At 48.7% G+C, this 21,933-nt stretch carries 18 protein-coding genes and 1 riboswitch; of the genes, 5 read left to right on the top strand and 13 right to left on the bottom strand.

The window, feature by feature from the left end:
* Positions 1 to 10: 10 nt before the first annotated feature.
* Positions 11 to 3,208: a SusC/RagA family TonB-linked outer membrane protein gene (locus tag C233_RS0114660; RefSeq protein ID WP_026314875.1), complete on the bottom strand. Its 3,198-nt coding sequence runs from the start codon at positions 3,206 to 3,208 to the stop codon at positions 11 to 13.
* A gap of 499 nt (positions 3,209 to 3,707) precedes the next feature.
* Positions 3,708 to 4,910: a hypothetical protein gene (locus C233_RS0114655; RefSeq protein ID WP_025068940.1), complete on the bottom strand. Its 1,203-nt coding sequence runs from the start codon at positions 4,908 to 4,910 to the stop codon at positions 3,708 to 3,710.
* A gap of 483 nt (positions 4,911 to 5,393) precedes the next feature.
* Between C233_RS0114655 and C233_RS0114650 the strand changes: the two genes are divergently transcribed.
* The 3 genes from C233_RS0114650 to tnaA all read left to right on the top strand — a co-directional run bounded on the left by C233_RS0114650 (position 5,394) and on the right by tnaA (position 9,744).
* The gene (locus C233_RS0114650) at positions 5,394 to 6,080 is read left to right on the top strand and encodes a response regulator transcription factor (protein ID WP_025068939.1); all 687 of its coding nucleotides are present in this window, start codon (positions 5,394 to 5,396) and stop codon (positions 6,078 to 6,080) included.
* Positions 6,058 to 7,854, top strand: coding sequence for a sensor histidine kinase (locus tag C233_RS0114645; RefSeq protein ID WP_018668326.1), 1,797 nt, complete (start codon positions 6,058 to 6,060; stop codon positions 7,852 to 7,854). The genes C233_RS0114650 and C233_RS0114645 overlap by 23 nt, the downstream gene beginning before the upstream one ends.
* A gap of 34 nt (positions 7,855 to 7,888) precedes the next feature.
* Positions 7,889 to 8,097, top strand: a riboswitch (cobalamin riboswitch).
* A gap of 273 nt (positions 8,098 to 8,370) precedes the next feature.
* Positions 8,371 to 9,744: a tryptophanase TnaA gene (gene tnaA / locus C233_RS0114630; RefSeq protein WP_018668323.1), complete on the top strand. Its 1,374-nt coding sequence runs from the start codon at positions 8,371 to 8,373 to the stop codon at positions 9,742 to 9,744.
* A 5-nt stretch (positions 9,745 to 9,749) separates the two neighbouring features.
* Here the strand turns inward: tnaA and C233_RS0114625 are convergent, their stop codons facing one another.
* From C233_RS0114625 to mutY, 4 genes are all read right to left on the bottom strand, one after another.
* The gene (locus C233_RS0114625) at positions 9,750 to 10,379 is read right to left on the bottom strand and encodes a 4'-phosphopantetheinyl transferase family protein (RefSeq protein ID WP_018668322.1); all 630 of its coding nucleotides are present in this window, start codon (positions 10,377 to 10,379) and stop codon (positions 9,750 to 9,752) included.
* Positions 10,379 to 11,731 carry a gliding motility-associated protein GldE gene (gene gldE, locus C233_RS0114620; protein ID WP_025068938.1) on the bottom strand — a complete coding sequence of 451 codons (1,353 nt, stop codon included), beginning with the start codon at positions 11,729 to 11,731 and terminating at the stop codon, positions 10,379 to 10,381. The genes C233_RS0114625 and gldE overlap by 1 nt, the downstream gene beginning before the upstream one ends.
* Positions 11,732 to 11,754: 23 nt before the next feature.
* Entirely contained in the window at positions 11,755 to 12,210 is a 456-nt protein-coding gene (locus C233_RS0114615; RefSeq protein WP_018668320.1) for a single-stranded DNA-binding protein, read from the bottom strand.
* A 72-nt stretch (positions 12,211 to 12,282) separates the two neighbouring features.
* A complete protein-coding gene (gene mutY, locus C233_RS0114610; protein WP_018668319.1) occupies positions 12,283 to 13,323 on the bottom strand; it encodes an A/G-specific adenine glycosylase in 1,041 nt (346 codons plus the stop codon).
* A 195-nt stretch (positions 13,324 to 13,518) separates the two neighbouring features.
* Here mutY and C233_RS0114605 point away from each other — a divergent pair, with 195 nt between their 5' ends.
* Together C233_RS0114605 and C233_RS0114600 are read left to right on the top strand one after the other, a co-directional pair.
* Positions 13,519 to 13,794, top strand: coding sequence for an HU family DNA-binding protein (locus C233_RS0114605; protein ID WP_004290360.1), 276 nt, complete (start codon positions 13,519 to 13,521; stop codon positions 13,792 to 13,794).
* A 299-nt stretch (positions 13,795 to 14,093) separates the two neighbouring features.
* Complete coding sequence (locus C233_RS0114600; protein WP_018668318.1) at positions 14,094 to 15,668, top strand: Rne/Rng family ribonuclease; 1,575 nt, start codon at positions 14,094 to 14,096, stop codon at positions 15,666 to 15,668.
* A gap of 147 nt (positions 15,669 to 15,815) precedes the next feature.
* Here the strand turns inward: C233_RS0114600 and C233_RS0114595 are convergent, their stop codons facing one another.
* The 7 genes from C233_RS0114595 to C233_RS0114565 form a co-directional block, all read right to left on the bottom strand.
* On the bottom strand, positions 15,816 to 16,988 hold the full coding sequence (locus C233_RS0114595; RefSeq protein ID WP_018668317.1) for an iron-containing alcohol dehydrogenase: 1,173 nt from the start codon (positions 16,986 to 16,988) through the stop codon (positions 15,816 to 15,818).
* A gap of 33 nt (positions 16,989 to 17,021) precedes the next feature.
* Positions 17,022 to 17,792, bottom strand: a complete 771-nt coding sequence (locus C233_RS0114590) for a hypothetical protein (protein WP_018668316.1) — start codon at positions 17,790 to 17,792, stop codon at positions 17,022 to 17,024.
* A 98-nt stretch (positions 17,793 to 17,890) separates the two neighbouring features.
* Positions 17,891 to 18,823: a phosphoinositol dihydroceramide synthase gene (locus C233_RS0114585; protein WP_018668315.1), complete on the bottom strand. Its 933-nt coding sequence runs from the start codon at positions 18,821 to 18,823 to the stop codon at positions 17,891 to 17,893.
* On the bottom strand, positions 18,823 to 19,473 hold the full coding sequence (locus tag C233_RS0114580; RefSeq protein WP_018668314.1) for a CDP-alcohol phosphatidyltransferase family protein: 651 nt from the start codon (positions 19,471 to 19,473) through the stop codon (positions 18,823 to 18,825). Before C233_RS0114580 ends, C233_RS0114585 begins: the two co-directional genes overlap by 1 nt.
* Before the next feature lie 11 nt (positions 19,474 to 19,484).
* The gene (locus C233_RS0114575) at positions 19,485 to 19,994 is read right to left on the bottom strand and encodes a GtrA family protein (RefSeq protein WP_018668313.1); all 510 of its coding nucleotides are present in this window, start codon (positions 19,992 to 19,994) and stop codon (positions 19,485 to 19,487) included.
* The gene (locus C233_RS0114570; RefSeq protein WP_018668312.1) at positions 19,979 to 20,452 is read right to left on the bottom strand and encodes a phosphatidylglycerophosphatase A family protein; all 474 of its coding nucleotides are present in this window, start codon (positions 20,450 to 20,452) and stop codon (positions 19,979 to 19,981) included. The genes C233_RS0114575 and C233_RS0114570 overlap by 16 nt, the downstream gene beginning before the upstream one ends.
* A gap of 135 nt (positions 20,453 to 20,587) precedes the next feature.
* On the bottom strand, positions 20,588 to 21,877 hold the full coding sequence (locus C233_RS0114565) for an inositol-3-phosphate synthase (protein WP_026314873.1): 1,290 nt from the start codon (positions 21,875 to 21,877) through the stop codon (positions 20,588 to 20,590).
* Positions 21,878 to 21,933 lie beyond the last annotated feature (56 nt).

Below are 21,933 nucleotides of genomic sequence, written 5' to 3'. Positions count from 1 at the left end.
AAGTCTGTTATTAGAATGTAAGATTAATACCGAACGACATGCCGGCAGTGGCCGGAACACCGCAATAGTCGATACCGGCAGAGCCGGAGCCTCCGGTTCCGGAGCCGGAAACGCATGTCTCGGGGTCCATACCCTTGTAATTCGTCCATACAAACAGGTTGGTTCCCGTAACCGTGGCAGTCAGTCCCTTGATTATGTTCTGCTTCTTCAACAAGTCCTTGAAATCATAGGACAAAGATATAGAGCGCAGACGCAGCCAATTGGTATCGGTAATGAAGTTATAGGCATTCTTCGCATAATTCTTATAATATTCCTGAATCATGTACTTACCGGAACGGGTGGAGTTGCCCACCTGATAGGTTTCATTGGCATTATAAGTAATCGTTTTGGTTTCGTAAGCCGGATTGGCGGTAGTACCCGTATTGACGACGCCCGTAAACGATACGGACTCCCGGTTCGCCGTCTTCGTGCTCAGTCCTTTCGTAACGAGATAGTATTCGGTTCCGTTATAAATATCGCCACCCAAACGTATGTCGAGCAAGAAAGAAAGGTTGAAGTTCTTATAACTGAAGCTGTTATTGAAACCGCCTATCAGTTTCGGCTCGCGGTTACCCACGATATTGGTTTCGACCTGCGTATCCTTATACAAGCCGGTGGATGTATCGATTACATTGTACGTCTTGCCGTCGGGACCTTGGGCTGTCTGGTACTTGTTACCCGTCAATCCCAGGAAATAACCTCCGTTGGGTATCGAACCGGCCTTAGCCGCACCTATCTGGGCATCCGTTACATAGAAAACATCCACACCGTCGATAAAGTCGCCCAAACGACCGCGGTTACCGGAAAGGTTCAAGGTCGCTTCCCATTGGAAATCCCTTGTAACGACAGGCTTGCCGGTAATGGAGAGTTCCATACCCTTATTTTCTACCGAGCCGCCGTTCAGGGTGAGGAAGATATATCCCGTAGACTGTGCCAGGCGCGGTGCGCAAATCTGGTCTTTCGTCTTGCTCTGGTAGTAGGTATAGTCGAATCCCAAACGGCCGTTGAAGAAGCGCATCTCCAAACCGAATTCGTAGGAGTCCTGTATCTCGGGTTTCAAACCGACGCTGCCGCCTGTCCAGCTATTGCCCATACCGTACTTGCCGCCGTTCAGGGTAGCTACCGGCCACATATAATATCCTAAGGAATATGCATCGGCATCCTTACCTACCCGCGCCCAGGATGCACGAATCTTACCGAACGAAAGCACGTCGTTCTTCGGCAACAGTTCGGTGAACACGAATGAACCGCTTACGGAAGGGTAGAAATAGGAACGGTTGTCTACCGGCAGCGTGGAAGACCAGTCGTTACGTCCGGTCACTGTCAGATAAACGATATTCTTGTAAGAAGCACGGAATTCTCCATAAAGGCCTACCATGCGTTTACGTACCGTGCTCTCCTTGAAATACTGGTTGGCTTTAATGATATTGTTGAAGCTGTAAAGCCCTTCCGTAACGAAATTATATCCCCAACGGGTGTTGTTCGTGGTTTTCGTGGCTTCCGTAGTAGTACCTACCAGGAGGTTCAGGTCGAAATCGCCGAAAGTCTTGTGGAAATTAGACATTACATTCGTCGTGATATACTGATAGTTCACATCGCCTTTGGACATATAACCGTTCTGGTATATCTGCTTGACGGCGCCGCCTGCACGGCGAAGCGTGTTAGTGCTGGTAGTATATTTATCTATACCCGCACGTGCCGATACATCCCACCAGTCGGTCAGTTTCAGGCTTGCGTTGAGGGCGCCTGTAAAACGGGAGGTCTCGTCTCCCAGGGTATTTTTGTTCAAAATCCAGTACGGATTCTCGATATCGTCTTCCAAATCCTGCAACCCTTCCAGTATGCGGTATTTGCTGCCGTCGTCGTTCAGATAGCGGCTCATCTGGTCGTCTATAGGCCACCCGTAAACAGCGGTCATGGCGCCGTTGCCGCCCTGTCCGTACAAACCTGCGCTGGTCAGGGTCTTGTCGGTACTTGCCTGCGAATACGAAACGTTGGCTCCTACCGTAAGGATACCGTATTTCTGCTCGCCGTTGAAACGGAAAGTCGTCTTGTCGTACCCCGTCGTAGGAATGATGCCGGACTGGTGGTAATTGGAACCCGATAAATAAAAAGAGCCGGTTTTGCTACCGCCGGATACGCTTACGCTGTTATCCCAAACGCTGCTTCCCTGGAAGAAATCGCCTATATTATCATAAGTGGCGCCGTCAATCCTGTCGCCCCAGGAATCCATTGTCTTATTTAAGAAGCTCCCGGAAGTGTTATACTCTCCGCGGCCGTACAGATTTTGAACTTCCGGTAATTTGTTAGCCCATGAATATGTATATTTACTGCTTACATTTACTCTTACAGCCCCTTCCTCGCCTTTCTTGGTAGTAATGATGATAACGCCGTTGGCCGCACGCGAACCGTACAATGCAGCAGCGGCAGCGCCTTTCAATACGGACATGCTCTCGATATCCTCGGGGTTGATATCCATTACGCGGTTGCTGAAAGTCGTTGCCGTCTTCGTCATGCCGTCCGTGCTGGAGTTACCCGTATTTACCGTAGAGTTATCATAGATAATACCGTCTACAACGAACAAAGGCTGGTTGTCGCGGGATTCGCTGGCAGAGTTACCTCCGCGGATTACGATGTTGGAACCGGCGCCCGCAGCACCGCCCGCCTGGGTGATATTCACACCGGGGATTTTACCTGCCAGGGAGTTCACCACATTCGTCTGCTTATTCTTCATCAGCTCTTTCGAGTTAATATCTGAAACCGAATAGCCCAAAGCCTTTTTCTCTTTCTTGATACCCATAGCCGTTACGACGACTTCGCTCAACGACTGGGTATCGTCTTTCAAGGTAACAGTGTAGTCCGTCGCCGTCCCGACCTTCAATTCTGCCGTAGCATATCCCACAAACGAGACTACCAATGTGCTACCCACCGGAGCTTCTACCGAAAATTTTCCGTCGATGTCGGTAACAGAACCTGTGCTGGAACCTTTCACCAATACACTGGCTCCGATAATCGGTTCGCCCGCAACATCCACCACTTTACCTGTGATTGTCTTAGCTTGCTGAGTACTCCGGGAACTTGGCGCATTATCAGCGGCAATAGCCGAGTATGGCGCACACATCCCAAACAATGCAAGCAACACTAATGATAAGCAATAATTTCTTTTCATAAGCTCTATTTTATTTGGATTTGTTTGCAAATTTATAAATTAATTTAGCAAATCAAAGAGGGTGTAGATTAAAATATATTAAATAAATATTAATATATTTGTTTTTATGGTTCCGTAATGTTACCAAATATAAAACAATAAACCTTATTATTTTATATACATACGGGGAGTATGTTTAATAAACAAGCATGGCTTTAAAACAACATATACATCTGTTTTACAACACTATAATAAGACAAATTATCAGTCTGCATAGGCAAGCGGACATTTCGCAGGGAATAGAAATTTACCGACAAGAAGGGAGTTTTGTTAATGATTGAAAATAAATATTCAAACAAAACAAAATGTCAGGGGAAAGAAAACAAAAAAAGACCGGGGGCAGGACACATCCTGACTTATCAGAAACAAAGTTCCCGGAGAACTAACTCTGTGACCTCCGTGAAACTCCGTCCCCTCTGTGTTAAAAAAGTACTATTGCTACACCGGCAACTTCCCCGCTTTATTTCCCAATCGGCTGTATCCGCCTTCTTACATCCTTGGATATTTCCAGGAACATATAATTCAATCTACCCGAATGGATGCCTTCTTCATTCTCCTTATATTTCCTGCCCGCATATTCCTTGGACTTATCAAAGGTAATACGGGACATCTGATTCTGTGTTTTACCCACCATAGTAGAATCCAGTTGTTCGTCAGGAAAGAAATCATCCAAATCGACATCGCCAATCATAGTGGTTTCGAGAAACCTCATATCTTTATGGCTTGCATCGGTATAGTAACCGACGAACATATGTCCGGGCGTACGCACCAGTATCGGTTCCATATTAATGGCACGGAGCAAAGATGCAAACAACACGCTCCCGTCCACACAGTTTATCTGCGAAGACTCCAAGGCGTCATCGAACGTGCGGACACGCTGAGAGAAAACCACATTGCTGGACAAGCTCGTGTTGGAAACGGAGCTATACCGGAAATTGCGCTTCTGCAGGACGTTCCATAAAGCATAAACCTGGTTATCGACAGCCTCGGGACTGCCTTGATAGCCGAGAAAACGGTTCACGATACGGGTGTTCAACGCCTCGCGCAGCAACTGGTCTATCATGGGATTTTCCTCATTGACGTAAGCGGCAAAGAATATGCCGGTATCATGGAATTTCGTACCTCCCGTAACATATCCCAATAAGCATTCATTGATACTGCGCACGAAGAAAGTACGCACCCGCTGCCCCAACTCCTTGCCATTCATCTCCACCGTAACGGCAACGCTTATCGGTTCCGCCTGGTTATTATTCTTCAAAGCTTCGTAATTCCATATGATATCGGGATAAATGGTATATTCGGTACGCGGCTTAGCCAATACGAACTCCGAGACGGAACGTGAAAAGAAAGGTGTTTCCGCAACCTCCACCCTCACCCGGCTATAAGCCTTCGCAGAACGGAGTTTCACCGAGATGCAAGATTTGGGATTTCCCACGAACATCGAATCGGCCGGTACGATAACCTGAGCATCCGTTGTAGCAACAGACAAGATACTGGAGGGGAAGATATTACCGCCCAGTTCGTCCGTTATCTCAAAACCGGAGCGGAAAGGGGCAACATTCAGCCAGACCGACCCGATGATTACGACCGCCAGCACAACGACCGCCAGCGGCACATGCCGTTTATATTGTTTCCGCCTCATTATATCCATTAATTCCTTCATACAGCTATCCGCCTTAAAACAATACAAAGATACGCAAAGACAGCCAATCCGTTGCAACCGGCTGTCCTTATTTATTCCCGGTACGGACAAATAGTGCCAAAACCGGATGCCGCAAACAAAGAGTTAACATCATAAGCCGCATAAAGTTAACTTCATCGGTACAATGATGTTAACTTGCCGCACCGCACTCTGTTAACTTCGTCAGGACAACCGAGTTAACTTTCCGTATAGGGTAAGAAACCGAACGGAAAACCGCCTGTCTTATTGCCAGCACAAGGGCAGAAACCGGGAATCGTATTCCCGCGACATGCCCCCTTACAGATATAGGAATTGACCGCCGAAACCGGGATTTTGTAACTGTAATGTAATACTTGTTTCACTCTATCGTAACAAAAATGCCGCACTTTTGTCGAAGAAAAGAAATAAAGTTTAACTTTGTAATAGAGATGCCATATGTCTCTCATTACAATAATAGAAAAGACAATGAACGAATACCGGATTTTAGTAGTAGACGACGAAGAAGATTTATGCGAAATCTTAAAGTTCAATCTTGAGAACGAAGGCTACGAGGTAGATACGGCAAATTCTGCCGAAGAAGCCTTGAAAATGGATATCAGTGCCTACAACTTATTATTGCTGGATGTGATGATGGGCGAAATCTCCGGATTTAAAATGGCAAGCATGCTGAAAAAGGAGGAAAAGACTGCCAAGATTCCGATTATATTCATCACCGCCAAAGACACTGAAAACGATACGGTAACCGGATTCAACCTGGGAGCGGATGATTATATATCCAAACCTTTCTCCCTGCGCGAAGTGGCGGCGCGTATCAAAGCCGTGTTACGCCGTACGCAACAGGGAGAGACGGGACGCATGCCCGAGCAAATCGTTTACCAGTCGCTGGTGCTGGACATTGTCAAGAAGAAAGTCTGCATAGACGGGGAAGAAGCGCCGCTCACCAAGAAAGAATTCGAGATACTCCTGCTGCTGTTGCAAAACAAGGGGCGCGTATTTTCCCGTGAGGACATCTTAAGCCGCATCTGGAGCGACGAGGTATATGTATTAGACCGTACCATAGACGTAAACATCACCCGCTTGCGCAAGAAGATAGGGGCATATGGTAAATGTATTGTAACCCGTTTAGGATATGGATACTGTTTCGAAGCCTGACAACGACAGGCATTTCCTGTCATTCAGCCGGAAGTTGTTCCTTTCGGTCATCTCGTTATTCCTTGTATTTGCAGCCTGCTTTATCGCTTACCAGTACCAGCGGGAAAAGGAATACAAGGCGGAGTTGCTCGATACGCAACTCCAGGATTACAACGAACGCCTGCATCAGGAACTGCGAAACATACCCGACAGCCTGCGTATATCTGTCCTGGACGAATATACCGCCAAAGAAACGAACGAAGCGCTGCGCGTTACCATTATAAACCTGCACGGGGACGTACTGTACGACAGCTACAATAAAACTCCCCAAGAGTCATTCGGCAACCACATCGGGCGTCTCGAAATCCAGAAAGCGCTAAAGGACGGCAAAGGGTACGACCTGAGGCGTACCTCCGAAACGACCGGTATCCCCTACTTCTACTCGGCGACCCTTTACCGGGATTACATCATCCGCTCGGCGTTGCCCTACAATGTAGACCTCATAAACAGCCTGGCCGCCGATTCGCACTATATCTGGTTCACGGTTACCGTTACCTTGCTCCTGATATTCGTTTTCTACAAATTCACCTCCAAACTGGGTACGGCAATCAACCACCTGCGCGAGTTCGCCAAACGCGCCGACAAGAACGAACCGGTGGAAACCGACATACAGTCCGCCTTTCCGCACAATGAGCTCGGCGAAATATCGCAGCACATCATACAGATATACAAGCGCCTGCGCGAAACCAAAGAGGCGCTCTATATCGAACGCGAAAAGCTCATCACCCACCTGCAAACTTCCCGTGAGGGCTTGGGGGTCTTTACCAAAGACAAAAAGGAAATCCTGGTCAACAACCTTTTCACCCAATACAGCAACCTGATTTCCGACTCCAACCTACAGACCACCGAGGAGATATTCTCTATCTGCGAATTCCAGAAAATCACCGACTTCATCAGCAAGGCGCAAAGGCGGCCTTCGTACAAAGAAGAAAAGCGGCTCTCCATTAATATCAATAAAAACGGGCGCATATTCATCGTAGAATGTATCATCTTCCAGGACTCGAGCTTCGAGATTTCCATTAACGACATCACACTGGAAGAAGAACAGGTACGTTTGAAACGGCAGCTCACGCAGAACATCGCCCACGAGCTGAAAACTCCCGTAAGCAGTATCCAGGGCTATCTGGAAACTATCGTCAACAACGAGAATATACCCCACGACAAGGTGCAGACCTTCCTCGAACGGTGTTATGCCCAAAGCAACCGCTTGAGCCGCCTGCTACGGGACATTTCCGTACTGACGCGCATGGACGAGGCAACCAATATGATTGATATGGAGAAGGTGGACATCAGCACGCTTGTCGCCAACATAATCAATGAAGTATCTTTGGAACTGGAGGAGAAGCATATCGCCGTAACCAACAGCCTGAAACCGAAAATACAGCTAAGGGGCAACTACTCGTTGCTCTACTCCATATTCCGGAACCTCATGGACAATGCCATAGCTTATGCCGGAACCGATATCCGTATCGACATCGACTGTTTCCGCGAAGACGAGAATTTCTATTATTTCAGTTTCGCAGATACGGGAGTGGGCGTACCGCCGGAGCACTTGAACCGTCTGTTCGAGCGCTTTTACCGGGTAGATAAAGGGCGGTCGCGAAAATTAGGCGGAACAGGGCTGGGACTTGCTATCGTGAAAAATGCCGTTATCATCCACGGCGGAACAATCTCCGCCAAGAACAACCAGGGGGGCGGACTGGAGTTCGTTTTTACGCTGGCAAAGGAGAAATAATTTCTTTCATTCATTCTTGTTTATTACTTTTTTCATTATCTTTGCGATGCATTGGTTTGCCCTCCTTCTTTCGGGGAGGGCGATTAAAAGGGAATCAGGTGCAAGTCCTGGACAGTCCCGCTGCTGTAAGTTTCGCATAATGTTACAGGCAACAACTCTCTCCATGCCACTGGGAGCCTGCTTCCGGGAAGGCAGCCCGTAACAGAAACAAGTCAGAAGACCTGCCATGCACTATCTTATCATTGCTTTCGAGGAAAAAGCGTTGAGTCTAATGAACCGGATACTTCGTCCAATCATTTCATTCATCCAAACTCTTTCAAAGAAAGTAAAAGAGAATAAACTCTGCCAAGTTTATTTAAGTAATGTCCGGCCGAAGTGATTCGTCCGGACATTCATTTTTTCAAAAAGTCACAAAAAGATTGCCCATTACATATAAACTCACTATATTAGGCGTTTAAAAACAGAGCCGGCGGTTTTACGCGCTGACTTATTGTCAAACTTCTAAATAAATAAGCTATGGAATTACCATTTGCCGAGGCATGGAAAATCAAAATGGTGGAACCTATCCGCAAAAGCACCCGCCAGGAACGCGAACAATGGCTGAAAGAAGCCCATTACAACGTTTTTCAACTCAAATCCGAACAAGTATACATCGACCTCATCACCGACTCGGGAACAGGAGCCATGAGCGACCGGCAATGGGCCGGCATGATGCTCGGAGATGAAAGCTATGCCGGCGCTTCTTCCTTCTTCAAGTTAAAAGAAGTCATCACCCGCCTCACCGGTTTCGAATACATCATCCCCACACACCAGGGGCGTGCTGCCGAAAACGTATTGTTCTCCTACCTGGTGCACGAAGGAGACATCGTACCGGGGAACTCCCATTTCGACACCACCAAAGGGCATATAGAAGGCCGGAAAGCGACAGCGCTGGACTGCACGATAGACGAAGCCAGGCAAACGCAACTGGAAATACCGTTCAAAGGGAATGTAGACCCCGCCAAGCTGGAAAAGGCGTTGCAGGAGTACGGTGACCGGATACCGTTCATCATCGTGACCGTTACCAACAACACCGCAGGCGGACAACCCGTATCCATGCAAAACCTGCGCGAAGTCCGGAGCATCGCCGACAGATACGGCAAGCCCGTCCTGTTCGACTCCGCCCGCTTTGCCGAAAACGCCTATTTCATCAAGACGCGCGAGGAAGGTTACCGCGACAAGAGTATCAAAGAAATCACCCGGGAAATGTTTGCGCTTGCAGACGGTATGACGATGAGTGCCAAGAAAGACGGCATCGTAAACATGGGCGGATTTATCGCGACCCGCCGCCAGGACTGGTACGAAGGGGCGAAGGGATTTTGCGTACAGTTCGAGGGTTATCTCACCTACGGCGGCATGAACGGCCGCGACATGAACGCACTTGCCGTCGGTCTGGATGAAAACACGGAGTTCGACAACCTCGAAACCCGCATCCGCCAGGTAGAATACCTGGCAAGGAAGTTGGACGAATACGGAATACCCTACCAGCGTCCTGCCGGCGGGCATGCTATCTTTGTAGACGCCCCTAAGGTATTGACGCATGTTCCCAAAGAAGAATTTCCCGCCCAGACACTGACCGTAGAGCTGTACCTGGAAGCCGGCATACGCGGATGCGAAATAGGCTATCTGCTTGCCGACCGCGACCCCGTGACCCGCGAGAACCGTTTCAACGGGTTAGACCTGCTCCGCCTTGCCATTCCGCGCCGCGTATATACCGACAACCACATGAACGTAATAGCCGCTGCGCTAAAGAACGTGTACGACAGGCGCGGAACTATCACGCGGGGAGTACGCATTGCCTGGGAAGCTCCATTGATGCGCCACTTTACGGTACAACTGGAAAGGCTATAAGTATGTTACAGGCTTAATGTCAAGACAAAATCCGGAAACAAGTAGTAGTGAATGCTAAAATTCCGTTTCTCCGCCGTGCGGTATTCCTCGGCGGAGAATACTCCTTGTTCGTCAACAGTGAAAGGCAATATACGCAGATGTTCCCGGAAATCGACGCCGGAGGCATTCATACATTTAAACATGGTTTCTTTTGCAGACCAATGAAGCAGCAACGACCAGGTTTCCGTATTCCGGAATAAAGTGGTTTTCTCATCCCCGCGCATAAATCTGTGTGCCACCTTCCTCACCCGCTCGCCATAATATTCGATATCGATGCCCACCTCCCTCCCGGGCATGCCCAATATAACGGCCACATAGCCTTTGGTATGCGATATGCTGATAGAAGCGGAGCCGTCCGCCAGATAAGGCTTTCCACCGGTATGGTAACAGATTTCCTTCTCTTCGCCGAGCATCTTATACAGCAGCACACGGACAGCCAGCCATTCCAACCGGCGCGCATCGGCCGCAAACTGCCGGGCAGCCGCCCGGTACTTTTCTTTCCGGGGAAGCAGGGCAAGCAGTTCTTCCAACGTTTCGCTTACTCTCCATACGCCCCACCGGCAGGATTCCCCGATATATTGCTTGAATACAGGCATTACTTCTCCTCTCCGGCAACCTCCCCTGCCGGCTCATTGACGGTAAACTTTACCTTCAGGATACGGCGGTTATCCATTTCGAGCACCTCGAACTCGTAACGGCCGTACGTCACCTTCTCGTGGAGTGCCGGAAACTCTCCTTTCAGCTCCAGCAAGAGCCCTGCCAGGGTATCGGCATCGCCGGCCACTTCATCGAAAGTTTCCTCGTCTATCTTGGTTATTTTGTAGAAGTCCGTTAACTGCGTTTTTGCCTCGAACACCCATGTATGCTCGTTGAGCACGGCATAAGTCCGCTCCTCATCATCGTATTCATCGCGTATCTCGCCTACAATCTCCTCGATAATGTCTTCCATGGTAACGATGCCCGACGTCCCTCCGAATTCATCCACCACAATGGCGATATGAATCTTATTCGCCTGGAAGTCGCGGAGCAAGTCGTCAATCATCTTGGTTTCCGGAACGAAATATGCTGGACGAATCAGCGACTGCCAGCGAAAATTATCCCCTTTGTTCAGGTGCGGAAGCAGGTCTTTGATGTAAAGCACCCCTTTTATATTATCGCGCGTCTCCGCATAAACCGGAATACGCGAATACGCATTCTCCACGATACATTTCAGCACGTCCTTGAAGGGCGTCCTAATCTCCAGGTCTACCACATCCAAGCGCGATGTCATTACTTCCTTAGCCGTTTCACCGCCAAAGCGGATGATGCCTTCCAGGATATTGTTCTCCTCCGAAAGCTCCGTCTTATCCGTCAGCTCCAGCGCATGCGACAGCTCGTCCACCGAGATGTTATGGTTCTTACGCACAAAATGCCTGTTGAGAAACGAGGTAGAATGCACCAGTACCGACGAGAGCGGGTAGAACACGGAACGGCATGCCATAATGCCGGGGGCGGCAAAACGGCAAAACACCAGTGTTTTCTGCGCCGAATAAATCTTCGGCATAATCTCGCCGAAAAGCAGCAGCAGGAAAGTCAGGACGACCGTCAGGATAAGAAACTCCGCAATAGCCGAATGGAACCGGAACACGTTCATGAAGAAGTAGTTGCAGAGCATGATTATCGTTACGTTCACGAAATTGTTCGTAATCAATATCGTAGCCAGCAGCCGTTCCGTATCATCCAGCAGTTTACTGATTTTTTCATCGGAAGGATGCCGTCTTTCCTCAATAGTGCTCAAATCGGAGGGAGAGAGTGAAAAAAAAGCGATTTCGGATGCCGAGGCAAAACCGGAAGCAAGCAAAAGCGTACCTGCCAGAACAATGGCTATGATAGCCGGGATAGAAGGAGTAAGTACGGTTATACCGTTAAAAATATCTGCCAACTGGCATAAATAAGCGTCTGGGTCCAAAGGTTCTTGTTTTAGTTAAACAATTAGAACGGTAAGTCGTCCGTCGGATTATTCTGTGCAGGATAGGCCTGCTGTTGTGCCGGTTGTACAGGAGCACCTGCCTGCCCCGGCATACCGGTCTGCGGTGCGGTTCCGGATGCCGCGGGTTTTGCGGAAAGCATTTCCATGTTATCCACAAAGATTTCCGTTATGTAACGTTTCGCACCGGTCTGGTCGTCGTACGAGCGGGTACGGATTTTGCCTTCCACATAAAGCTTGTCTCCTTTATGCACGTATTGGTCTACAATCTCCGCCAGACGGTTGCGGAATACGAGATTATGCCATTCGGTACGGTCGGGTATCTGCGTTCCGTTCTGCAAGGTATATCCCTTTTCAGAAGTGGCGAAAGATACCTGCGCCACACAGTTTCCACCGTCATAATAGGTCACCTTCGGGGGCTGCCCTACATTTCCTAACAATATCACCTTATTTACCGACATAAGCCTGCATTTTTAAAATCTGCTGCCAAAATTAACGAGAATAATAACATGATGCAAGAATACGGACAACTTTTATACATATTTCTCCAAGAACGCATGTACCAAACGGGACACCGGATAGCGCTCCAAATCTTCCGCTGCAATACGCTGATAGCCGGAAAACGAGCGGGAATTTTCGGGCAGCACCACCTCATAAAAATTAGTATGAATGACCCTGTGGGACAGCACATGCCTTACATTACGGAATACGGAATGTACCACCGGCGTCTCCCCCTCCGCAAACAGCGCACGGAAAGGAGCCGATGCCAGAAATTCCTCTTCGGGCAAATCCCTGTCCGTTTCGACCAGCGGCAATTCGAACAGGTTTTTCCATATATCCTCACCCGTCCGCTTATGTATAAAGGTACACGCGCCCATGCGTACATATATATAATTGAAATAGCGGTCGGATGTTTTTGTCTTATGACGTTTTACGGGAAGCTGCATTACCAGCCCTTTCGACAAGGCGGTACAACTCCCGGCAAGCGGGCAAGACATGCAATCAGGAGACTGCGGCGTACACTGGATAGCTCCAAAATCCATAATCGCCTGGTTGTAAGCTGCCGGCCGGGATTTATCGAGCATCTCGCCCGCCAAAGCCGCAAAGAGTTTCTTGCCTTCCGCAGAGTCGATAGGAGTGTCGATGCCCCAATAACGGGAAAGTACGCGGTACACATTGCCGTCTACCACCGCATACGGCATATCGTAGGCAATGGAGCAAATGGCGGCAGCCGTATAATCTCCCACTCCCTTCAAAGCCCGTACCTCCCGGTAAGTTTCCGGAAACCTGCCGTTCATGCTTCGGGCGGCGGCATGCAGGTTACGGGCGCGGGAGTAATATCCCAGCCCCTGCCAGTATTTCAGTACCTCCTCTTCCGATGCCGACGCCAGAGCTGCCACATCAGGGAAACGGTGGATAAAACGAAGGAAGTATTCATACCCCTGCGCCACTCTCGTCTGTTGCAGGATGATTTCGGAAATCCATATCCGGTAAGGGTCGGCAGTATCCCTCCACGGCAAATCGCGTTTGTTGTCCGCATACCAGTCCAGCAAGGTTTTTGTTAATATATTCATACCAGGTTACGTGTTCAAAGAAAAATCATCTTCCCTTTCCGGAAGAACAAAAGTACGGATTTTCAGTCTAACAAAGCTTAATGCTTAGACTTTTTTCAAAAAATGTCCAGAATATATTTTTTAGAGCCGCCAAAAAGCTATATATTTGCAGTCCAAAAAATTAGAAAATTATAGTAATAATATTTTTTAAGAAAAATGACTAAAGCTGATATTGTAAACGAGATTACAAAGAACACCGGAATTGACAAAGTCACAGTACTTACAACCGTTGAAGCGTTCATGGACGCAGTGAAGGCATCTTTATCAAAAGATGAAAATGTTTATCTCCGTGGGTTTGGTAGCTTTGTAGTGAAGAAAAGAGCTCAGAAAACAGCTCGCAACATCTCTAAAAACACTACTATCATTATTCCGGAACACAACATTCCGGCATTTAAACCCGCTAAGACATTCACCATTGCTGTGAAAAAATAATAAACAATTTAGTATTAACCCATAAAATTTTGAAGCTATGCCAAGCGGAAAGAAGAAAAAAAGACATAAAATGTCAACGCACAAGCGTAAAAAAAGACTAAGAAAGAACAGACATAAAAGCAAAAAGTAATTTTTAGTCTGAAGGACAAAATAAAGAACAAACTTGTGAAGCTAAATTGTCTCGCGGGTTTGTTCTTTGTTTAAGTAACAAACCGGTTTGCCACCAATATCCGAGAGTGGTTTACCGGTAAATCCAAACAGAAAATATCTGTATAACTAAAATGTAAAAGCAAACTATTGTGACAAGCGAACTCGTTGTAGACGTACAGCCCAAAGAAGTCTCCATAGCCCTGATTGAAGACAAGAGCCTGGTGGAACTTCAGAGCGAGGGAAGAAACATTTCCTTCTCTGTGGGCAATATGTATTTGGGGCGCGTCAAAAAACTGATGCCCGGCCTGAATGCCTGCTTCGTGGACGTGGGTTACGAGAAAGACGCTTTTCTTCATTACCTGGACTTAGGTCCTCAATTTAACTCGTTAGAAAAATACGTAAAGCAAACTTTAAGCGACAAAAAGAAGCTTAATCCAATTACCAAGGCAACCATACTTCCCGACCTCGAAAAGGACGGAACCGTATCCAACACACTCAAGGTAGGACAAGAAGTAGTGGTGCAAATCGTAAAGGAGCCTATCTCGACCAAAGGGCCGCGCCTGACTTCCGAACTTTCCTTTGCCGGAAGATACCTTGTGCTAATCCCTTTCAACGATAAGGTTTCCGTATCGCAAAAAATTAAATCGAGCGAAGAACGCGCCCGTCTCAAGCAACTGCTGATGAGTATCAAGCCGAAAAATTTCGGTGTCATCGTCCGCACCGTTGCCGAGGGGAAACGTGTGGCCGAGCTCGACGGAGAGCTTAAAGTATTACTGAAGCATTGGGAAGAAGCCATTACCAAAGTACAAAAGGCAACCAAGTATCCGACACTGATTTACGAAGAAACCAGCCGCGCCGTAGGACTGTTGCGCGACTTGTTCAATCCTTCTTTCGAAAACATCTACGTGAACAACGAAGCTGTATTCAACGAAATCAAGGATTACGTAACACTCATCGCCCCTGACCGGGCAGGAATCGTAAAACTGTACAAAGGACAGCTTCCCATTTACGACAATTTCGGTATCACCAAGCAAATCAAGTCGTCATTCGGCAAAACCGTTTCGTACAAGAGCGGGGCATACCTGATTATCGAACACACCGAGGCGCTCCACGTAGTAGACGTGAACAGCGGCAACCGCACCAAGAACGCCAACGGACAGGAAGCCAATGCGCTGGAAGTGAACCTGGGTGCAGCCGACGAGCTGGCACGCCAGCTACGGCTGAGGGACATGGGTGGTATCATCGTGGTGGATTTCATCGACATGAATGAAGCCGAAAACCGACAAAAGCTTTACGAACGCATGTGCGCCAATATGCAGAAAGACAGGGCACGCCACAACATCTTGCCGCTCAGTAAATTCGGACTGATGCAGATAACGCGTCAGCGGGTACGTCCGGCAATGGATGTAAACACTACGGAAACCTGTCCTACCTGCTTCGGCAAAGGAACCATTAAATCGTCCATCCTCTTTACGGACACCTTAGAGAGTAAAATTGATTATCTTGTCAACAAACTGAAGATAAAGAAATTCTCGTTACACATCCACCCGTATATCGCCGCCTACGTCAACCAGGGAGTTATTTCCCTGAAACGCAAATGGCAGATGAAATACGGATTCGGTATCAAGATTATTCCCAACCAGAAATTAGCATTCCTGGAATATATCTTCTACGACCCGCAAGGGGAAGAGATTGATATGAAGGAAGAATTCGAAATCAAATAAAAGAAGGGGTTGTGCTGAGTTCATCACAGATTACCCGGGTTTTCACAGATTATCTATATCGATAATGGATTATTCAAATTCAATCTGTGAAAATCCGTGCAAATCTGCGGTGAGCTCCCGGCACAGCCCCTTCTTTATTATTCATTATCATAATGCCAGGCGGTAAATCTCTTTACTGTCCTGCTTAGCCAGCTTCACATAGTTGCCTACAAACTCTCCCTTATTACGGTGCAGGCTGTCTGCCAGGCGGTCTATATCGGGATTTTCTATACCCAGTTCCTTAAAGCTCACCGGCAATCCCATATACCGGAAAAAATGCTTCAAACGGACAATTCCCGCCAAAGCCGTCTCTTCAAGGTCTTCCGACTGAGGAATACCGAAAATGCGGTTGGCAAATTGGGCAATCTTCTTCGGATTATGCGCCGTAACGAACGTCATCCATGCCGGCACGATAACCGATAACCCCGCACCGTGCGTAACACCGTAAACGGCACTGACCTCGTGTTCCAGGAAGTGCGAAGCCCAGTCCTCCTCGCATCCCACGCCGCAAGTCCCGTTATGGGCGATAGTGCCGCACCACATGATATTGGCACGTGCACCATAATCCAGCGGGTTCTGCCTGATACGGTAAGCCTCCTTGATGATAGCCGTCAACGTGCCTTCGCAAAGGCGGTCGCTGATTTCCACATCCTGCGTATTGGTGAAATAACGCTCCATGATATGCACCATCATATCGGCGATGCCGCAAGCCGTTTGGAAAGGCGGCAGTGTATAAGTCAGTTCGGGATTCATAATGGAGAAAACAGGGCGCAACAGCTCCGGCACGCGTAAGCTAAGCTTTTGCAGGGTATCCACTTTCGTAATTACCGAGTTGCCCGAACCCTCGCTGCCCGCAGCGGGAATAGTCAGGACAACGGCAACTTTCAGAGCCTTCGCCACCTTTGCCTTGCCGATGAAGAAATCCCAGAAATCGCCCTCGTAAGGCACACCGGCCGCAATCGCCTTTGCCGTATCGATAACGGAACCGCCTCCTACGGGAAGCAGGAAATCCACCTGCTCGCGACGGCATATCCCGATACCCTCGTACACTTTCGTGTCCACCGGGTTAGGCTGTACGCCGCCCATTTCACAATACCGGATGCCGGCTTCCTGCAAAGACTGCCTTACCCTGTCCAGCAAGCCGCTCCGCACCACAGAACCGCCGCCGTACACAATCATCGCCTTCCGCGCGCCATACTTGTGCGCCAAAGTGCCGACCTGCATTTCCGCCGCCTTGCCGAACACAAATTCGGTAGGGCTGTAAAAGACAAAATTATTCATATTACATTCGTTTATAAATGAAAATTCAGCGACTTAAAATGTCAATCTCCGAGGCTTCTGCTCCGTATAAAGCTGCGACTTCAATACCCTGGGCTTCTTACGACCTCTGGAGTCGAAAAGAGGGGTAAAACCATATTTGCCCTCGAACACCTCTTTCAACAAATCGGTCGTATCCTTACCGACAGAAGGGGCTAATAAGATAGAGCGAATAAGCTCCGTGTTCCTGCACTGATAGTCCAGGTTTATACCCAGCTCCTTCGTCTTGTTCTTCTTGACGATTATAATACGGATTTCATCCTCATACTTGTATGCAATTCGTTTGAGCAACAACAGCCGCGCATACCATTCAGGACTTTTGATTTTGGGAACAGGAGCTTGGAACGGGATTTTACCGAGCTCCCGTTCGATATCCGCAATCCTCATATACTCCACTTTTCCTATGTATATATCGTATTGCCGGGTATATCTCCGCAGCTCATCCAGCAATTTCATTCTTTCTATCCTGAATTCGATACCTATCTGCTGGTGGGTATAAGTATTCCAATAAGCCTCGCTTGTCAGGGTCTGGGTCATGCAGATACAAAACACCTGGTCTTTCCAAATGAAATCGGTTTCTTTCCCGTTATCGTTATAACGCGCTTCGATAAACTTTTTTTCGAACGGGTCTTTCCACGTTACCGGATTCGAGAACCACAGTTGTTTGTTATTCAATGTTTTAAGCGCATACTCCAATGGCATATATCTATGAAGCAACTTCGTGCTCAGAAATTCCTTTTTCGTTATATTCAAAAACTTAATATCCATAGTATTCCATATTCCAGATTGCTAAACACAGCCTGCCCGGCATAAGCCGGGAGAAAACAGAAGGCTATCCGCCAAAGGTATAGCCCTGCTCCGAATTATCATTCCACATACCGGCTGTACCTCCCGAAGAAACGCCCGAACGCCCCCCACTTCATCAGTCCTTTCTCGAACACCAGGATACCCAGCAAGGCACAGCCGATACCCAGCATGACGTCAATCAGGTAATGATGCCCGGAATAGACGGCCGTCCACCAGATACCTACCATGATTACGGCAAACAAAGCAATCAACCATTTCCTGCAACGCCCTATAACGGCATACGCCAGGGCTACGACCATGTAAGCCGCATGCAGCGAAGGCACGGCAGCGAAAACATTGGCATTACGCCCGTAAATGGAGTGGAAAACGGAACACCCCAGCAACTCGTCGAAACGTCCCAGCCCCGCTACATTGCCCGGGGTATCGAGAACCGGCTCGAAACCATAGTTCATGGCATACCAGGGCGGTGCTGCCGGATGAATATAATACCCGGCAAAGCCGATAAGGTTTACCAGCAGAAAGACCATAGCGAAGCGAAGATACAGCTTACGCTCGCCTTTCAGGTAAAGCCACAAGCCGAATGCGATAGGCACGGGAACCCAGCAAAGGTAGAATATGCCCGCAAGGAAATCACCTGCCGCACAGTGGTTCCGTGCGAAATACTCGCAAGGTATCAGCGTCGTGCCGTCCACTGGGATGCCGAACAACGACTTCTCCGCCTCGTACAGCCCCTGCACGTCGATAGGATTTACCTGATAATTGGGATACACCCGCATCCAGTCGTAAGAAATGCCGAAAATGATGAAAGGAAGCAGCGCCACCGCCAGCTTACGGGTTGTTTTGCCGGCAAAGAACAGCGCCAGGAACAAGCCCGTCATCAAAAGATGCTCCGCACGCAAGCCGATACAGGCTGCCGTCAGCAACAAGAACACTACCGTAATGGCAAGGACGGGCACAGCCTCCCTCACGGAAGGGAATATATCTTTTCTCATTATTGTTTCTTTAATAGTTTATGGCAATGCGCGATGCGTGCAAATGCCGTCAAATTGGCGAGAACGGCTATCACAGCCATAGGGACGACCAGTATCAGCATGGGGTCGAACGCCGTGCAGTCTCCGAAAACACCGCAGAACAAAGCGCCGAGACTGGTAAGCACCACCCGTTCGGGACGCTGCATGAAACCTACCTTGCACTCCAGCCCCAGCCCCTCGGCGCGTGCACGCACATAGCTCACCATAAGCGAACCCACCAGTGCGATAAAAGTAATCATCGACCCCCACAGATACCCCTGCAAAATCAGATAATAAAATATGCCGAACAAGGTAACCATTTCGCTGTAACGGTCGAGCACGGAGTCGTACAACGCCCCAAAAGTGGAAGACATATTGCCTACCCGCGCCACACGTCCGTCCATCATATCGAACAGGCCGGCAAAGAGAACGATTCCTCCTCCCCAGCCCACATAGGCGAGCTCGCCCGGCTTGTACATGCCCGCATACACGAATACGCATGCAGCCGCGATGTTCAGCACCAGTCCGGTAGTAGTAATGAAATTAGGCGTAATGCCTATCCTAATCATGCCGTGTATAACAGGATTTATAATCTTGTAAATCAACTGTTGCAGCCAATCCCTATAATTCATATCAGTTCGTTTTAGTCCCTAAAATATTGTCGTATAAATTTCCTGAAGTTATGATTGCGGTACACGAAGACCCGTTGCAACTGGTAATTCCAGAAAAACGCCACCAGGACTGCCACGACAACCTTGGACAAGATAAACACATCGTCGATGTAATGTCCCAGCAACCCGTCTACCCAGTGCATACCGGTCAGCCACTCGGTCAGGGCGAATGTGCCCCATGTATTCAATAAAATACTACCTCCCCAGACAAAAAGATACTTCAGCGCAACGTGCGTTTTCTTGCAGTCGTCCGCATGGAATACCCACCCGTAGTTAATAGCGCAATTCACCATGCCGCCAGCCACGGAGCCCAAGAAAGTAGCATACAAATAAAAAAGTCCGGATAATTTAACTAACAGAATGGTTACGAAGAAGTCGGCCAAGCTTGCCACATACGACGAAAGCTGGGCCTTGGCAAAGACCCAAACAGCATGGCGCCAGCCTGCAAATCCCGTAGTTTCCTTCCTCAGCCTATCAGCCATCTTATTCCGATTAAGACTACAAAGCTATAAATTCCCGCCAGAATATCATCCAGCATCACGCCCAATCCTCCGGGAAAACTTTCCATGCGCCGGATACCCAGCGGCTTGAAGATGTCGAACAGGCGGAAAAGAGCGAACGCCCCCAGTGCATACCATACGTTTCCCGACGGTGCGGCAAGCAGAGCAATCCATACCCCCACCATTTCGTCCACTACCACGCGCGAGGGGTCTTCGCCCCAATAAGGTTCGAGACGGTTCGTAGCCCATACCCCCATTACCGTAAACAAGAGGATAAAAGCCGCCGTCAGCCATACCAGGCATGCAGCCGAAACGATGAAAGACAATCCGAACCAGATAAGCGCAGCCAGCAAAGCGCCCGCTGTGCCCGGAGCGAAAGGAGAAAAGCCCGAACCGAAGCCCGTACCGATGAGAACCGGGAAAAAAGAGGGTTTCTTCATTGATAAAAAAGTGATAATGCAATAAAGCGGTAAGGCGACAAAAGTGATAAGGCAGTAGAGTGATAAAATCCCGAAACGAAACTTGTTTATCACCCTATCACCTTATCACTTTTATAACCTTACCACCGTTTTATTTTAGTCCAGATAACTCGGTGCGGTTTCACCCACCATGTTGCGGAGCGTTTCCTTCACCATTCTCCACTGCTGGAACAGGTCGTGTACCGGCTGGTGATCGAAGTCGTGCATCGGGCTCTTGCAGAAGAACGACAGCCAGGTCTGGATGCCGCACATGCCCGCACGCAGGGCGAGGTCGCTGAAGATAACCAGGTCGAGGGCGATAGGAGCAGCCAGGATAGAGTCGCGGCACAGGAAGTTAACCTTGATTTCCATAGGATAACCCATCCAACCGAAGATGTCGATATTGTCCCATGCCTCCTTGTTGTCCTTGCGCGGCGGGTAATAGTTGATACGTACCTTGTGGTACACATCGCCGTAGAGGTCGGGGAATTTTTCGGGTTCGAAGATATTGTCGATAACGGACAGCTTGCTGACCTCCTTGGTCTTGAAGTTTTCCGGCTGGTCGAGCACCTCGCCGTCGCGGTTGCCCAGGATATTGGTAGAGAACCAACCGCTCACACCCAGCATACGCGTCTTGAACATCGGGGCAAGCACGGTTTTCATCAGCGTCTGTCCGCTCTTGAAGTCCTTACCGGCAATGGGTACATTCATTTTCTGCGAGAATTCCCACATGGCAGGAGTATCCACGCACAGGTTGGGAGCGCCCATGATGAACGGAGCACCCTCGGCAATGGCGGCATAAGCGTAGCACATGCTCGGAGAGATAACCTCCGTGTTGTTGTCCTTCATAGCTTTCTCCAGTGCGGCGAGCGATTTGTGCTCATCGGCCAGGGGAACGTAAATCTCGGTACTTGCAGCCCACAGCACGACGATACGGTCGCAGTTGTTCTCTGCCTTGAAAGTACGGATATCGTTGCGCAACTGTTCCACCATATCCCAACGCGTAGCGGCATTCTTGATGTGCGTACCGTTCAGACGCTTTGCAAAATTATGGTCGAAAGCGGCAGGCATGGGCTTGATAGCCTGCAACTCGTCTTTCACGAGATTCAGGTCTTTTTCCTTCAGCACCTCCGCATACACCGCAGCTTCGTATGCATCGTCCGCAAAAATATCCCAACCGCCAAAAACGATATCGTTCAAATCGGCCAAGGGCACTACATCCTTGATAAGGTGTTCCTTGCCGTCCTGCATACGCATAGTAGCCATTTGTGTGATTGAGCCTATAGCTTTTGCCAAACCCTTACGGGCAGCTAATGTACCTGTAATCATAGTGGTTGCAACCGCACCACCCACTCCGACTACCAGTACACCCAAACGTCCGGTTGCCGGCTTAATGTTTTCTTTCATTGCCATTGTTATTATTTAGAGTTTAAAAAATTGCTCAAATTTAGGGTATTTTACCC

Source organism: Bacteroides gallinarum DSM 18171 = JCM 13658, assembly GCF_000374365.1.
GTDB lineage: Bacteria > Bacteroidota > Bacteroidia > Bacteroidales > Bacteroidaceae > Bacteroides > Bacteroides gallinarum.
The sequence above is the reverse complement of the archived record's forward strand: the minus strand, read 5'-3'. Positions and strand labels throughout refer to the sequence as shown.

Excerpts from the sequence above, each read along its gene's own strand:
- C233_RS0114605 (WP_004290360.1), top strand. The coding sequence starts at position 13,519 with ATGACTAAAGCTGATATTGTAAACGAGATTACAAAGAACACCGGAATT.
- C233_RS0114615 (WP_018668320.1), bottom strand. The coding sequence starts at position 12,210 with ATGTCGGTAAATAAGGTGATATTGTTAGGAAATGTAGGGCAGCCCCCG.
- C233_RS0114595 (WP_018668317.1), bottom strand. The coding sequence starts at position 16,988 with ATGAATAATTTTGTCTTTTACAGCCCTACCGAATTTGTGTTCGGCAAG.
- C233_RS0114660 (WP_026314875.1), bottom strand. The coding sequence starts at position 3,208 with ATGAAAAGAAATTATTGCTTATCATTAGTGTTGCTTGCATTGTTTGGG.
- C233_RS0114625 (WP_018668322.1), bottom strand. The coding sequence starts at position 10,379 with ATGCCTGTATTCAAGCAATATATCGGGGAATCCTGCCGGTGGGGCGTA.
- C233_RS0114590 (WP_018668316.1), bottom strand. The coding sequence starts at position 17,792 with ATGGATATTAAGTTTTTGAATATAACGAAAAAGGAATTTCTGAGCACG.
- C233_RS0114655 (WP_025068940.1), bottom strand. The coding sequence starts at position 4,910 with ATGAAGGAATTAATGGATATAATGAGGCGGAAACAATATAAACGGCAT.
- C233_RS0114585 (WP_018668315.1), bottom strand. The coding sequence starts at position 18,823 with ATGAGAAAAGATATATTCCCTTCCGTGAGGGAGGCTGTGCCCGTCCTT.
- C233_RS0114645 (WP_018668326.1), top strand. The coding sequence starts at position 6,058 with ATGGATACTGTTTCGAAGCCTGACAACGACAGGCATTTCCTGTCATTC.
- C233_RS0114580 (WP_018668314.1), bottom strand. The coding sequence starts at position 19,473 with ATGAATTATAGGGATTGGCTGCAACAGTTGATTTACAAGATTATAAAT.
- tnaA (WP_018668323.1), top strand. The coding sequence starts at position 8,371 with ATGGAATTACCATTTGCCGAGGCATGGAAAATCAAAATGGTGGAACCT.
- C233_RS0114575 (WP_018668313.1), bottom strand. The coding sequence starts at position 19,994 with ATGGCTGATAGGCTGAGGAAGGAAACTACGGGATTTGCAGGCTGGCGC.
- C233_RS0114570 (WP_018668312.1), bottom strand. The coding sequence starts at position 20,452 with ATGAAGAAACCCTCTTTTTTCCCGGTTCTCATCGGTACGGGCTTCGGT.
- C233_RS0114650 (WP_025068939.1), top strand. The coding sequence starts at position 5,394 with ATGAACGAATACCGGATTTTAGTAGTAGACGACGAAGAAGATTTATGC.
- mutY (WP_018668319.1), bottom strand. The coding sequence starts at position 13,323 with ATGAATATATTAACAAAAACCTTGCTGGACTGGTATGCGGACAACAAA.
- C233_RS0114565 (WP_026314873.1), bottom strand. The coding sequence starts at position 21,877 with ATGAAAGAAAACATTAAGCCGGCAACCGGACGTTTGGGTGTACTGGTA.